Here is a 12671-nt window from a genome sequence, read left to right as displayed (position 1 = left end):
CTGGTTGAAATTTTTAGCGGATGTGAAAAAATCTAGAAAATATTATACAAAAATAATTGGAAATCTCAACGAAGGTTTGTTTCTTTTTTAGAATACTCGGCGGATTGTGGTTAATTTACCATCAAAATTGCGTTACCGGTATATTTTCACTTGTTATGAGGCGTGCTTAGACGGTGACGAGCCTATTCCAGTTCGGTGTTGCCGCCTGAAAGAATAAGACCCACAACCTTGCCGTGTAACGTCGCTTTGCCGGAGAGCAGCGCCGCCAGCGCCACCGCGCCGCCGGGCTCGGTCACCAGCTTAAGTGTGCGGGCAGCAAATTTTTGCGCAGCGCGGACCTCAACGTCGCTGACCGTGAAGCCAGAGGTGACGAGACGTTGGTTTATCGCGAATGTCAGCGCACCAGGCATGGGGGAGAGCAGAGCATCGCAGAATGGCGAGCCGTTCATATCGTTCCGCAGCCGTTCGCCCGTTGCGAGGGAGCGGGCGGTGTCGTCCCAGCCTTCGGGTTCAGCGGTGTGCAGGCTGGTGCTGGGTGAAACATCAGAAAGCGCCAGGGCGCTACCTGCCATCAAGCCGCCGCCCCCCGCCGGCGCGATGAACAGGTCAAGCGTGAGCCCGGCGGTGGCGGCGTCCATGGCGAGTTCCAGAGCCGCTGTGCCTTGGCCGGCGATAATGTCCGGGTGGTCATAAGGCGGGATCAGCGTGGCGCCAGTTTCAGCGGCGACAGCGGCGGCGATGGCCTCGCGGTTTTCCGTGAACCTGTCATAGGGAATGATCTTCGCGCCCCAGAAGGCAGTGGAGTCGCGTTTGATCGCCGGGGCATCCGACGGCATGATGATCGTGGCGGGTACGCCGAAGCTGGCAGCCGCGCAGGCAACGCCTTGCGCGTGGTTGCCGGAGGAATAAGCGACCACGCCGCGCGCCCGTGTGGCTTCCGGAAGACAGAGCAGCGCATTGGTGGCGCCGCGCAATTTAAAGCTGCCCGTGCGTTGCAGAACCTCCGGCTTAACCAGCACGGTGGCGCCGGTGGCTGCGTCCAGCATGGCGTTGCGCAGCATGGGCGTGCGGACAATGCAGCCCGTCAGGCGGGCTGCGGCGGTATGAACATCCTGCGGCGTGGGCAGGCGCTGGTTCATGGGCGTGGAAAGTCCTTGGCGGCGGTAGCGGCGGTGATCTGGCAGACTTTATAGAGCATGACCGGCTCGTGGCCACGCTTACGGGTGATGGTGCCGATTTCATTCGGGCAAGGTGTGTCCGAGCGGCGGGTGATGAGCAGGCCGGTTTCGCCCCGTGCCGGGATGACAGGCCAGTTGAAATAGGTCCAGCGGGGTGTGAAGCCCAGGACGGCCACTGACTTGGGGGCGTAGAACGCCAGCTCGGATGCGGTCGCGTAATCATCCGAGGTTAGAAACGCCGGATGCGTGGCGGCGGCTTGCTGGGCGAAACGTTGCCAGCCCGCCATTTGCAGGGCGGCGGTGTCACGCTTCGGCGAAATGGGGATGAAGCCGGTGACGGCTTGCAGATAAACCAGCCCAGTGATGCCAAACCCAACTGCCAGGGCAGGGCGGAACCAGCGGCGTGGCACGGCGGCGGCCAGGCAGGCGGAGGGGTAGAGAATGGCGGGCCAGTTGCTTTCCACCCGGTTGGTGAGGGTGTGTTCCAGGAAGATGACGGCAGGCACCAAGGTCAGCCAGAACAGCAGCCGGGCGCTGGGGGCTGGGATGCGCCTTAATCGCCAAAGCCCCCATACCGCCAGAATGGCGACCAGCGGGGTGAGTAGCAGAGATTGTCCGCCAATCAGCTCGCCAAAAAACTGAAGGGCGCGGGCGGGGTCAAACCCATCCACCCGGCTGCCTTGCTTGAGGTAGCTAGCCCAGCCATGGTTGGCGTTCCAGGCGATATCCGGCCCGAAAACCAGGAATGCGAGCGCGATGCCCGCCCAGGGCCACGGAGTGCGGAGTTGCGCGCGGATGGGCTTGCAGGTGAGAGCCCAAAGCCCGGCGCCCGCCAGAAGCAAGGCGGCCGTATATTTGGAGAGCAAGGCCAGCCCCGCTATGGCCCCCGCCGCCAGCCACCAGCGGGCATTGCCAGACTGCGCCAGCCGCACCAGCGCCCAGACGCCGAGTGTCCAGAAGAACAGCAGTGGGGTGTCGGGCGTCATTAAAATGCTGCCTGCCCCTAGCATCAGTGTAGCGTTGAGGAAGGCGGCGGCGGGCAGGCCCAGACGCTGGCCGGGCAGCAGCCGGTTACCCGCGTCATAAAGCGCCACCGAGCCGAGGGCGGCGGCCAGCGGGCCGAACAGCCGGATGCCCAGCGCGTTATTGCCGAGCAGGGTGGTGCCAAGCTTGATCCACAGCGCCACCATCGGCGGATGGTCGAGATAGCCGGCCTGTAAATGCTGCGCCCAGGTGAAGTAATAGGTTTCATCCGGCGTCAGCGGCAGGATGGCGGCCAGGGCCAAACGCAGCGCCGTGAGCGCCAGGAGTGCGACGATTGGCCCGACCATGTTAACGCACGCGCCAGACCAGGGTGGCGGAGACCGCATAGTTCCACACCACGCCGACAGCAGCGCCCGCCGCGCCGGAGAACAGGCTGAGCCCGTTTTCAGCGTAGAGCGCCTTGGCGATGCCAATATTGGCGATCGCGCCCAATCCGCAAACGACCATGAACAAGGCCAAGCCGCGCCAAGCTTTGTGGCCCTTGAGGCGCTGCGCCCGGTAAGTAAGCTGGTTGTTGAGCTGGAAATTTGCCACCATGGCCACGATGGTGCCGATGGTTTGCGCCTTGCCGAAATCCGCTCCGGCGGCGGTGGCGAGTTGCAGCACGATGAGGTTTACCGCCACGCCGATCATGCCGACCAGTGCGAAGGAGATGAAGCGCAGTGGGACCATGCCGCGCAGTGCCTTGTCCAGCAGCAGTCCGGCGAATTGCGCCAGCACCAGTACGTCCAGCTTGCTCTCCCCCGCCAGACGGGGGCGAAATTTATAAGGGATTTCCGCGATCGTGAGTATGCGCGGGGAGGCGAGAATGAGGTCCAGTAGGATCTTGAACCCCTGGCCGGTCAGCCGCGCCGCCAGCGCGTCAAACAGCTCCCGGCGCAGCAGAAAAAAGCCGCTCATCGGGTCTGAGATAGAAGTGCGGGTGACCGTCTGGGCGATACGGATGCCAGTTTCGGACAGCTTGACTCGCAAAGGGGAGGATAGGCCGGATGAATCGCCACCTTCCACGTGGCGGCTGCCCACGGCCATGTCGGCGCCGTTGCGCACTGCCTCCAGCATTAAGGGCAGGCGGGTTTCGTCATGCTGCATGTCGCCGTCGATAACGGCGACATGTTCGGCGGCGGAGGCGAGCGCGCCCTCAATCACCGCCGAGGACAGGCCGCGTCGCCCGATCCGGCGGATGCAACGCACCCGCGGGTCGCTCTCGGCAAGGCGCTTGGCTTCGGCGCTGGTGCCGTCCGGGCTGTCGTCATCAACGAACACGACTTCCCAGGCTAGACCTGCCAACGCCTTGTCCAGCGCGGCGACCATGGGGGCCACGTTCGCGCGCTCATTAAAGCACGGTACAACGACCGTGAGGGCGAGGGCCACGGAATTAGAGAGCTTCGAGAATCGCTTCGGCGCGGCTGACTTCGAATCCGCCGGGCTCCTCAACAGCGACCTTGGTCACGATGCCGTCCTCGATAATCAACGCGAAACGCTGGCTGCGGATGCCCATGCCGCGTGCCGTAAGGTCGAGTTCCAGCCCTAGCGCCTTGGTGAAGGCGGCGGAACCGTCGGCCAGGAACTGCACGGTCTCGCCCGCTTTCTGGTCCTTGGCCCAAGCGCCGAGCACGAAGGCGTCATTGACGGCCAGGCAAACGATTTTGGCCACGCCTTTGTCCTTTAGCTCCGGCGCCAGCTTCACGAAGCCAGGCACGTGTTTGGCGCTGCAGGTGGGGGTGAACGCCCCCGGCACGGCGAACAGGACCACCTTACCGGTGCCCAGCAATTCCGCTGTATCCACTTCGCGCGGGCCATCCGGTGTGGCCAGCATTAGCTTTTGCGCCGGAATTTTGTCGCCAACTTTGATCATCATCTGCCTATGCGTAGTGAAATCTGTCAGGCTTCATAGCCTGCTACGGCGCGTGATTGAACCCTCCCCCGAAAAGCTATGGGCTGGTCGAGTGCTGGGTGGCTGAATTATAGTGGGGCAATGACGGCGCAAGTTATTTCAGATCCCCCGCAGCCGGGCTGGCTGACCGGCCAGATGCTGCTCGCGATGCCCGCCTTGCGCGATCCGCGATTTTCACAAAGCGTGATCTATATCTGCGCCCATAATCAGGATGGCGCGATGGGGCTGGTGCTGAACCGTATGTTACGCAAACCCAAATTTGAGGATTTGATGCTCCAGCTCAGTGTTGAGCCCAACCCGCCCCAGCGTGTGCTGGCTATGGGGCAGGGGGGGCCGGTGGAGGATCATCGCGGTTTTGTGCTACATTCCGCCGACTGGGTTGGTGAAGGCAGCTTGAATGTGGATGGTGCGCGTGTGCTGACCGCCAGCATGGAGGTGCTGCAGGCCGTGGCCTCCGGCGGCGGGCCTGAAAAGGCGCGGCTGCTATTGGGCTATGCAGGTTGGGGCAGCGGCCAGCTTGAAGAAGAGATCCAGCAGAATAGCTGGCTGACGGCCGAAGCGGATGACGAAATATTGTTCGACGCGGACTGCCAGACCAAATGGCAGAGGGCGCTCGCGAAATTGAAGATTGACCCCGGCATGCTTTCGGGCGATGCGGGGCGCGCATGAATAAGCTCGTAATTGCTTCTCATAATCCGGGTAAGCTCAAGGAATTTCTGCCGCTCCTAACGCCTTTGGGGTATGAGCTGACATCCTCCGCTGCACTGGGATTGCCGGAACCCTCTGAAACCGCACGGGATTTTGCAGGTAACGCCCGAATCAAGGCTGTTACGGCGGCCAAAGCCAGCGGCCTGCCAGCGTTGGCGGATGATTCTGGATTGTCCGTTTCGGCGCTGAACGGCCAGCCGGGGGTGTTTTCCGCCCGGTATGCGGCAGATGATTATCCAGCAGCTTTTGCTAAAATTATCGCTGCGGCGAAGGCCAAGGAGAATTGGGTGGCGTGGTTCACCTGCGCGCTCTGCCTGGCGCAGCCGGATGGTTCAACGGCCACTTATATTGGCGAGGTGCTGGGGCGCATTGCGTCGGAGCCGCGCGGCGAGGCTGGGTTCGGCTATGATCCGATTTTTATCCCCAACGGGTACGATAGGACCTTTGCCGAGATGGGCGAGGCAAAGGAGGCAATCAGCCACCGCGCCCGCGCGTTTGAGCAGGTTAGAGCGGTTTTGTTGGCCGAGGCGAAATAGGCTAGTTGGGTGCGGACTTGGGTTGGTCAATGACTTCGACATTGACCTCCAGCGTTGAAACCTGATCGCCGCATTCGAGCTTCACATTCACCTTGTCGCGGTCAATGGAAACGTGTTTGGCGATGACGGCCAGAATTTCCTCCCGCAGAACGGCTATGAGATCAGACTGGCCGGACAGGCTGCGCTCGTGCGCCAGCAAAATCTGCAATCGGTCGCGGGCGACCGGTGCGGAGCGGGACCGGGTGAAAAAGCTGAACAGGCTCATGCCGTGGCCGCCTTCCGCCCGAACAGGCGGCTCATGAAACCTTTGCGCTCCATGGGTTCCACGATTTCCAGCTTTTCGCCGCGCAGGCGGCGGGCGGCATCGGAATAGGCTTTTGCGGCCATGGAGTCGGGGGTGTTCAGGGTAACGGGGCAGCCGACATTGGAGGCGGTGAGCACGTCGTTGCTCTCCGGCACGATGCCGAGCAGTGGGATGGCCAGAATTTCCAGCACGTCCTGCACATTCATCATCTCGCCCCGGGCCGCGCGGGCGGCGTTATAGCGGGTGAGCAGCAGATGCTTCTCGAACGTGTCGCCGTTTTCGGCGCGTAAGGTCTTGGAGTCCAGCATACCGATGATGCGGTCTGAGTCGCGGACAGAGGAGACTTCCGGGTTGGTGACGATCACCGCCATATCCGCGAAACGCATAGCGAGCTGGGCGCCTTTTTCGATCCCGGCGGGGCTGTCGCAGATGATCCAGTCGAATTTCTCTTTTAGCTCCTCGATGACGTTTTTCACGCCCTCTTCGGTCAGTGCGTCTTTGTCTCGGGTTTGCGAGGCGGGGAGCAGGGTGAGTGTGTCGATGCGCTTATCGCGAATCAGCGCCTGGGGTAGCTTGGCATCGCCTTGCACGACGTTCACAAGGTCGAACACTACCCGGCGCTCCGCGCCCATCACCAAGTCGAGATTACGCAGGCCGACATCGAAATCGACGAGCACGACGCTTTGCCCGCTCTGGGCCAGGGCCGCACCAAGAGAGGCAGTGCTTGTGGTTTTGCCCACGCCACCCTTACCGGATGTAACCACCATGACTTTGGGCATCAATGCGAACTCCTTGCCTGTTTGGCGGTAAAATGTCTCAACCTAACGCGGAAATTTTCAGGGCTCCGCCGCTGAGCCAGATTTGTACGGCGCAATTATCGTATGTTTTGTTCCAATCATCGGCGGTGCTGTAAACGCCGTCGATCGCCGCCAGCTCAGCGCCCAGCTTTCGGCAGAAAATGCGCGCTTTGGCGCCGGATTTTACACCCGCGATGACACGGCCGCGCAAGGGGCCGTAAACATGCACGGAGCCGCCTGCGATGACCTCAGCTCCGGAAGACAAGGCGCCGAGAATGGTGACATCGCCATGTTCAAATATGATCGATTGCCCGGATCGCACGGGGCGGTCGATTAGTAGCGAGGTAACGGCTGGAACAGGTTCGGCGCGGGGAACTTCCTCCGGTAGCGCCAGTTCACGGCCAAGCGGCTCCTCATTATCGGCCTTCTGGCGTAAATCCGGCAGGGTCTCGAAGCGGGTACCGGATAGGCGGGAACGGTCCAGCCCTTCCACGCTGATGATGGCGAGGCCACGCATATCCAATGCATAGAGTAAGGCGGTAGGGTCGGTCGCGTCATCTGCCAGAGCGGAAAAATTCACGACCACCGGCTTTTGGGCAAAATATCCGGCGGCACGCTCCATTTGCGCGTCGAGCGCAGAAAGCCAAGCACTGACAGGCGCCTCGGGCACTAGAATGAGGGCCATGAAATTGCGGCCGCGTACCCTTAGTTGTGGCAAGGCGGTGGAAGCGCTAGCCATGTCCGGCCGTGGGCAAGTCTGAAATCGTCTTCATTACGCCTGGAATGTTTCTGCCTAATTACGTGTCGTCAAGCAAGCGTTATGCATGGCGTGCGCGTGGCCGGTCAAGCGATCGTGGATTAAGTGATGGTAGGGTCGGCACCTTTATCACAAGGCGTCGCATAGCTTACCATTGCAATATTTATATATGGAATTCACCACTAAATATATGGAATTAATAAAGATTTTTACTATTAAAAACTGTGTCTCGTCTTAATGCGGGTCCCGAGGCTGATGGAGATCTGGTCGAAACGATTATCCACTGATGCTCATAGTGGATGCCCCCCATCGGATTGAGCGATCTCCCTGATGCAGCGTGAAAGGGCAAGTAAGGGCGTCGTTGGAACAGCCCAGTCGGGACGCTGGATGATCAATTTTTGGCGAATCCTGGAGTCTTGCAGTCTACGCCTTACGACGCTCCGGCCATCATACGCCAAGCCCCCCGCCTGCCGTGTAACCAGGACAGAAACGCCCAACCCGTTGGCAACCATGCCAAACGCCATATCGAGTGAAGTCGTCCTATACGCGACTTGTGGCTCTACCCCTTCAGCCCGAAAAACCGAAAGCAGAAAGTCCCGGCTGAGCGGCAGGTCAATCAAGATCAATTTCTGCTGAGCGAGCGCCGCGATGGATACGGCCTCCTCCCGTGCCAGTGGATGGTCAGCTGGCAGCAAGGCGTAAGGCGTCAACTCTCCGATCACTTCGATCGCCGCGCGCGGGGGCGCCTCTACTGCGTAGGAAAGAGCCAACTCGATCCTTCCGCTTTCTGTCAGCTTGTTTAGCTCCGCTAGGTCCGCTTCTTGCAACGTCACTTCCACGTGAGGGTGGCGCTTTGCCATCAGTCGCAGTACCGCCGGTACATATTGCGGGCCCAGCGTCGAGAAATAGCCAAACGCGACGGATCCAGATGGATCTTCATCCATCGCGTCCCCTTGCTGGAAGGATGCAAGCCGTGCGGCAATCTGGCGGGCCTGCCCCAATTTGCGCAGTCCAAAGGCGGTGGGTGCCATACCCTTTGCTGAGAGCCGCTGAAACAGCTTCTGGCCCAATGTCTGCTCCAGCTCTTTCAATGCCACCGACACAGAGGGTTGGGACAGATTGAGTGCCCGTGCAGCCGCTGCCGTGCTGCCGGACTCGGCCACCGCTAAAAATACCCGTATGTGGCGCGTCGTGATGCGTATAGCTACAGCCTATAGTCAGAATTTAAATTTAATATTTTTTCTATAGGCGGCTCTGCTCTTAAGCAATGGGAATTCCTTTCCGGAGGCAGATATGCAGCCCGCACCGCCTGGCCCTTTAACCGGCATCAAGATTCTCGATTTCACAAGGGTTCTCTCTGGTCCTTATTGCACAGCTCTGCTCGCCGATCTGGGAGCTGAGATTGTCAAGGTCGAAGCGCCGCAGGGCGATGAATATCGGCATGTCGGTCCGTTCCAAGGTGGCGAGAGTGCACTCTTCCAGCTTGTTAATCGTAACAAGCAAGGAGTCGCACTGGATATGAAGCAACCGGCGGCGCGGAAGATCGCCAAACGTCTCGCGTTGCAGGCCGATGTGGTGGTGGAGAATTTCCGTCCCGGTGTGGCGGAACGGCTCGGACTGGGAGCTGAGGCGCTAATGGCCGCAAACCCAAAACTCATCTACGCTAGCATCTCTGGTTTCGGCCAGACCGGTCCGCAGGCTAGACTTCCGGCCTTCGACCTCGTGGCCCAGGCAATGTCCGGCCTCATGGCGCTGACCGGTGAGCCCGATGGCGCGCCTATGAAAATTGGCGAGTCGATCGGCGATCTCGCCGCCGGACTCTTTGCCTCCTGGGCGATTTTGGCAGCGTTGGTGGAGCGCGGTCGCACCGGCCAGGGGCGGCGGCTGGATGTGGCGATGCTGGACAGCCTGATCGCCCTGCTGCCCACCGCCGTGGCACAATGGATGTTCGGCGCTTCTGCCCCCAGCCGTGTGGGTAATCGGCATCCGCTTTCCACGCCGTTCGGCACATACCGCGCCCAGGATGGGCATCTTGTCATCTGCGTCCTCAACGCCCCGCAATTCGAACGCCTGGCCGCTTGCATGGGCCAGCCAGAACTGGCCGCCGACCCGAATTTTGCTACGGATGAGCTGCGCACCAGCCATGAGCCGGAGCTACGCGCCCGCATCGAAGCATGGTTGTCTGGCCTGACCGTCTCTCAGGCGGTGGAGCGGCTGATGCAAGACGGCGTGCCCGCTTCAGCTATCGCCGAGGCGGCGGATGCATTCTCCAGCCCGCAAGTGCAGGCGCGCCGGCTGTTGCCCGCAATGCAGCACCCCACACTCGGTGTCATTCATACCATGGAGCAGCCAGTGCATTTCATCGGGCTGGCGCGCGGCGGCCAGCGCCCAGCCCCGGCGCTCGGCCAGCATAACGCGCAAATCCTCAAAAGCTGGCTGGCCCTGGAAGATGTGGACATCGCTGCCCTCTCGGAAGCTTGCGTCATCTCAGGAAAGGGTCATCCATGAACAACACTCCCTTGCCCGCTGGGCTGAACGAAATGGATCTTGCAGCCATCGAGACCGTGCGCCGCGTCGCGGAAAAAATTCTGGCGCCCGAGGCCGCCACCGTGGATGAAACCTCCAGTTTCCCTGCCGCTCAGCTTCACGCATTGGCCGAAATCGGCGTGCTGGGCATCAATCTGCCTGAGCAATGGGGCGGGCCGGGGCTCTCGGCTCTGGCCCTTTCCGCTTGTGTCGAGGCTGTGGCAGCGGGATGTGCCTCAACCGCCTCTGCCCTCACCGCGCATTTCCTGGCGACGGACGCCATCCTGCTCGGTGGAGATGATGCCCTGCGCGCACGTATCCTGCCCAAAGCCTCCACAGGCGAGGTGCTTGGCGCGTTCGCGCTCACGGAACCCCGCGCTGGTTCCAACCCCGTGGATATGCGCTGCACCGCCAGGAAAACCGACTCCGGCTATCATGTTTCCGGTGTGAAGCATTTCATCTCCAACGGAGCGGTAGCTGACTTCATCGTCGTTTTCGCCATTACTGATGCTTCGGCGGGGCATAAGGGCATCAGCGCCTTCCTGGTGGAGCAGAATACGCCCGGCCTCATTGCGAGCCAGCCCGAGAGAACCATGGGGCTGCGTGGCGGCCATGTATTCGAACTATCTTTCGATTGTGAAATTCCGGCGGAAAACCGCATCGGTCAGGAAGGTAGCGGCTTTCGTACTGCCATGAAGGTGTTGGATAATGGCCGCGTGGAAGTGGCCAGCATGTGCCTGGGCATCGCGCAGTCTGCGCTGGACGCGGCGCTGGGCTGGGTGAAACAGCGCATGATTGGCGGTCAGCCGCTGGCTGGTTATCAGGGCATACAATGGATGCTAGCCGATATGGCCACGCAGTTGCGCGCTGCCCGGCTGCTGACGGAGGATGCCGCCGCCAAGCGCGCCCAGGGCATTCGTTTCTCTCAAGAAGCCTCTATGGCAAAACTTTTCGCCGCCGAAGCCGCAGGACGTATCGCCGATACCGCTTTACAGATACACGGCGGCTACGGTTTTGTCCGGGATCTCCCGTTGGAACGGCATGTTCGTGATTTGCGAATTATGCGCATTTATGAGGGATCTTCCGAGGTTCAGAGGACTATCATTGCTAGGCACTTGATCAATCAGTGAATGCTGATCGATCGCAGTCCTCGTGGAGTAGCGGGGGCCATCAGTCCGTAGTGACAGCTCGATGTCCCTGGACGCCTCGATGGCCGACATGCTTGAATCCCCTCTTGCTCAAAGGTGCTGCCATGGCTGGCTTTATCTTCGCCGTGCCTTGTGTGGCGTTCGCGCCGCAGAGTTTTTTGCTGGTGCCCCCAATCGACTGGAGCAGGATGCTCTTTGAGCATTGCAAAGGTTTTGGCTCATGCACTCGTAGACAGGGAAGTGATTACAAACTTAGTGAGTAGCAGATTTGGGCAGTAGATTGATCCGCTCGGATCCGAGCGCCACTGCTAGGATTTCCTGCTAGCATTTAGCCGCGTCACGATGAAGTTAATAGGTCATTTCGAGCCGTCGGGTATTGCCACGAGAAGAAGATCATTTACCCTTCTTTTTGTTGATCAGGTTCTAACAGGTGTGGCGGAAATGCATACTTTATATCGGGATGAGCGGAGCGAATTTTAGCCACTTGGCTGATCGCGGCGGGACTGGCTTGTTTTTGAAGAAAGATTTTCTATGAAATTCATTATTCTGGCTGCTATTGTCGCAGCGACTTTCTTCTGGGTCCCGCAGCTTCTTGAAGGAGCACCTGATTCTTGTTCAGCTCTAGCTCTTCGTGCTGTGGCTCTCGAAAATCAAAATGAAAGCGGTGGAAACAATTTTGGCGAAGCCCTTATTACAGGCTTTGCACGGGCTTTTGGAGGAGAAGTTGCTCGAGAACTTGCAGCGAGAAAATTCCCCGACCTCCCGTCTGGCGTGAGTTGTGATGCGTTATATTGGCAGTCTGTCGTTGACCCGGGTTCTTTAAAGCAGGCGATCAGCGAAAGTCGTACCGACTGAGGGGGGCGGTAGTCTATAGAAGCTGAAGCTAATCAGGTTTAGCAATCATTTTCCGTGTGTGGGTTCTAAGCTTCCCTCGAGCAGGTGACGGCTTTGTCTTTTTGGTTTTAGAAGAAAGTTCTTGCTGGTTTCCTATGCGAGGCGCCTCTGGGTCCTGGACTGCAATCCTTCTATTTTTAACAGAGCTTCTTGGTAGAACTCACGCGGCCAGCTTCAGTTTCTGAGCGAGTGTGATCCGGTAATCCCCCCGTTTTTAACGCTATCTGATGCACACATCTCTTAGCGTCTTGAGGTAGCGCCGAAGAGCTGATTCACTGGTCGCTGATTTGCTCGGGAGGTTTGTATGGGCATCAGCGACATTGACGTGAGACGGCTTTCGGTTGGCGGGTTTGGTGACTTGCGTTTGGAAAAAAGGGGGCCTGGTGTCATGCGGCGCTGGTTGCCCATCCGGGCTCCTGTATCCTGGAATTGTCATGCGGCCAGCGACGAGGCGAGGTAGGCTTTGGTCGGTTTTTGCGCGATCCGGCAGTGACTGTGGCCGCCTTGAGTGCGGCTGCGGCGGAGAGAACCGCAGGGCGTGTCGCGGGGCGCGATATTCTGGCCATCCAAGACACCAGCGAGATTGTGCTGGGCGGGCCGAAGGTCCGTCAGGCGGGCTTTGGCCCAGTTGGCCGTGGCGGCTTTCTGGGTGGGGTCCTGCTCCATCCCGTGCTGGTGGTTGATGCCATGAGCGGTGAACTTGTGGGGGCTTGCTGATTTTGCCCTGTGGAACCGCGACAAGCAAAATGAATTGCACCACGCCAGGCGGCCGCTGGAGCAAAAGGAATCCCGGAAATGGCTGAATGGCGTAAGATGTGCCAGCGATACGCTTGGCAAGGCTCGACGCATCACGGTCGTGTCGGACCGGGAAAGCGATCTCTATGA

14 protein-coding genes and 1 pseudogene are annotated in these 12671 nt (G+C 59.8%); 7 read left to right on the top strand and 8 right to left on the bottom strand.

Annotation, left to right across the window (positions count from 1 at the left end; translation table 11 throughout):
* Positions 1–182: 182 nt before the first annotated feature.
* The 4 genes from BUB54_RS13920 to BUB54_RS13905 all read right to left on the bottom strand — a co-directional run bounded on the left by BUB54_RS13920 (position 183) and on the right by BUB54_RS13905 (position 4077).
* Complete coding sequence (locus BUB54_RS13920) at positions 183–1139, bottom strand: threonine ammonia-lyase (protein WP_048879360.1); 957 nt, start codon at positions 1137–1139, stop codon at positions 183–185.
* Positions 1136–2509, bottom strand: a complete 1374-nt coding sequence (locus BUB54_RS13915) for a glycosyltransferase family 39 protein (protein ID WP_048879361.1) — start codon at positions 2507–2509, stop codon at positions 1136–1138. The genes BUB54_RS13920 and BUB54_RS13915 overlap by 4 nt, the downstream gene beginning before the upstream one ends.
* 1 nt (position 2510) lies before the next feature.
* The gene (locus BUB54_RS13910) at positions 2511–3533 is read right to left on the bottom strand and encodes a glycosyltransferase (RefSeq protein ID WP_241869401.1); all 1023 of its coding nucleotides are present in this window, start codon (positions 3531–3533) and stop codon (positions 2511–2513) included.
* 64 nt (positions 3534–3597) lie between these two features.
* Positions 3598–4077, bottom strand: a complete 480-nt coding sequence (locus BUB54_RS13905) for a peroxiredoxin (RefSeq protein ID WP_048879377.1) — start codon at positions 4075–4077, stop codon at positions 3598–3600.
* Positions 4078–4197: 120 nt separating this feature from the next.
* On the opposite strand from BUB54_RS13905, the gene BUB54_RS13900 reads away from it, so the two are divergent.
* Together BUB54_RS13900 and rdgB are read left to right on the top strand one after the other, a co-directional pair.
* Positions 4198–4785 carry a YqgE/AlgH family protein gene (locus tag BUB54_RS13900; protein WP_048879363.1) on the top strand — a complete coding sequence of 196 codons (588 nt, stop codon included), beginning with the start codon at positions 4198–4200 and terminating at the stop codon, positions 4783–4785.
* Positions 4782–5360, top strand: coding sequence for an RdgB/HAM1 family non-canonical purine NTP pyrophosphatase (gene rdgB / locus BUB54_RS13895; protein WP_048879364.1), 579 nt, complete (start codon positions 4782–4784; stop codon positions 5358–5360). Before BUB54_RS13900 ends, rdgB begins: the two co-directional genes overlap by 4 nt.
* Before the next feature lies 1 nt (position 5361).
* Here the strand turns inward: rdgB and minE are convergent, their stop codons facing one another.
* The 4 genes from minE to BUB54_RS13875 form a co-directional block, all read right to left on the bottom strand.
* On the bottom strand, positions 5362–5625 hold the full coding sequence (minE, locus tag BUB54_RS13890) for a cell division topological specificity factor MinE (RefSeq protein WP_048879365.1): 264 nt from the start codon (positions 5623–5625) through the stop codon (positions 5362–5364).
* Positions 5622–6443: a septum site-determining protein MinD gene (minD, locus tag BUB54_RS13885; RefSeq protein ID WP_048879366.1), complete on the bottom strand. Its 822-nt coding sequence runs from the start codon at positions 6441–6443 to the stop codon at positions 5622–5624. The genes minE and minD overlap by 4 nt, the downstream gene beginning before the upstream one ends.
* Before the next feature lie 37 nt (positions 6444–6480).
* Entirely contained in the window at positions 6481–7200 is a 720-nt protein-coding gene (gene minC / locus BUB54_RS13880) for a septum site-determining protein MinC (protein WP_048879367.1), read from the bottom strand.
* Between the two features lie 308 nt (positions 7201–7508).
* Positions 7509–8399, bottom strand: a complete 891-nt coding sequence (locus tag BUB54_RS13875) for a LysR family transcriptional regulator (protein ID WP_264797849.1) — start codon at positions 8397–8399, stop codon at positions 7509–7511.
* A 112-nt stretch (positions 8400–8511) separates the two neighbouring features.
* On the opposite strand from BUB54_RS13875, the gene BUB54_RS13870 reads away from it, so the two are divergent.
* The 5 genes and pseudogenes from BUB54_RS13870 to BUB54_RS21180 form a co-directional block, all read left to right on the top strand.
* Positions 8512–9726, top strand: coding sequence for a CaiB/BaiF CoA transferase family protein (locus tag BUB54_RS13870; protein WP_048879369.1), 1215 nt, complete (start codon positions 8512–8514; stop codon positions 9724–9726).
* On the top strand, positions 9723–10874 hold the full coding sequence (locus BUB54_RS13865) for an acyl-CoA dehydrogenase family protein (protein WP_048879370.1): 1152 nt from the start codon (positions 9723–9725) through the stop codon (positions 10872–10874). The genes BUB54_RS13870 and BUB54_RS13865 overlap by 4 nt, the downstream gene beginning before the upstream one ends.
* 549 nt (positions 10875–11423) lie before the next feature.
* Entirely contained in the window at positions 11424–11747 is a 324-nt protein-coding gene (locus BUB54_RS20335) for a hypothetical protein (RefSeq protein WP_139284915.1), read from the top strand.
* A 528-nt stretch (positions 11748–12275) separates the two neighbouring features.
* Complete coding sequence (locus BUB54_RS13860; RefSeq protein ID WP_073211587.1) at positions 12276–12503, top strand: hypothetical protein; 228 nt, start codon at positions 12276–12278, stop codon at positions 12501–12503.
* Positions 12487–12671: pseudogene (locus BUB54_RS21180) on the top strand (IS4 family transposase); the annotation flags it as partial. The gene BUB54_RS13860 and the pseudogene BUB54_RS21180, both read left to right, overlap by 17 nt.

The sequence above is a fragment of the Acidocella aminolytica 101 = DSM 11237 genome (genome assembly GCF_900129125.1).
Classification (GTDB): domain Bacteria; phylum Pseudomonadota; class Alphaproteobacteria; order Acetobacterales; family Acetobacteraceae; genus Acidocella; species Acidocella aminolytica.
The sequence above is the reverse complement of the archived record's forward strand: the minus strand, read 5'-3'. Positions and strand labels throughout refer to the sequence as shown.

What these genes read in the sequence shown, in the direction of transcription:
- minD (WP_048879366.1), bottom strand. Translation starts at nt 6,443, where the DNA reads ATGCCCAAAGTCATGGTGGTTACATCCGGTAAGGGTGGCGTGGGCAAA.
- BUB54_RS13900 (WP_048879363.1), top strand. Translation starts at nt 4,198, where the DNA reads ATGACGGCGCAAGTTATTTCAGATCCCCCGCAGCCGGGCTGGCTGACC.
- rdgB (WP_048879364.1), top strand. Translation starts at nt 4,782, where the DNA reads ATGAATAAGCTCGTAATTGCTTCTCATAATCCGGGTAAGCTCAAGGAA.
- BUB54_RS13915 (WP_048879361.1), bottom strand. Translation starts at nt 2,509, where the DNA reads ATGGTCGGGCCAATCGTCGCACTCCTGGCGCTCACGGCGCTGCGTTTG.
- minE (WP_048879365.1), bottom strand. Translation starts at nt 5,625, where the DNA reads ATGAGCCTGTTCAGCTTTTTCACCCGGTCCCGCTCCGCACCGGTCGCC.
- BUB54_RS13920 (WP_048879360.1), bottom strand. Translation starts at nt 1,139, where the DNA reads ATGAACCAGCGCCTGCCCACGCCGCAGGATGTTCATACCGCCGCAGCC.
- BUB54_RS13870 (WP_048879369.1), top strand. Translation starts at nt 8,512, where the DNA reads ATGCAGCCCGCACCGCCTGGCCCTTTAACCGGCATCAAGATTCTCGAT.
- minC (WP_048879367.1), bottom strand. Translation starts at nt 7,200, where the DNA reads ATGGCTAGCGCTTCCACCGCCTTGCCACAACTAAGGGTACGCGGCCGC.
- BUB54_RS13905 (WP_048879377.1), bottom strand. Translation starts at nt 4,077, where the DNA reads ATGATCAAAGTTGGCGACAAAATTCCGGCGCAAAAGCTAATGCTGGCC.
- BUB54_RS13865 (WP_048879370.1), top strand. Translation starts at nt 9,723, where the DNA reads ATGAACAACACTCCCTTGCCCGCTGGGCTGAACGAAATGGATCTTGCA.
- BUB54_RS13910 (WP_241869401.1), bottom strand. Translation starts at nt 3,533, where the DNA reads ATGGTCGCCGCGCTGGACAAGGCGTTGGCAGGTCTAGCCTGGGAAGTC.
- BUB54_RS20335 (WP_139284915.1), top strand. Translation starts at nt 11,424, where the DNA reads ATGAAATTCATTATTCTGGCTGCTATTGTCGCAGCGACTTTCTTCTGG.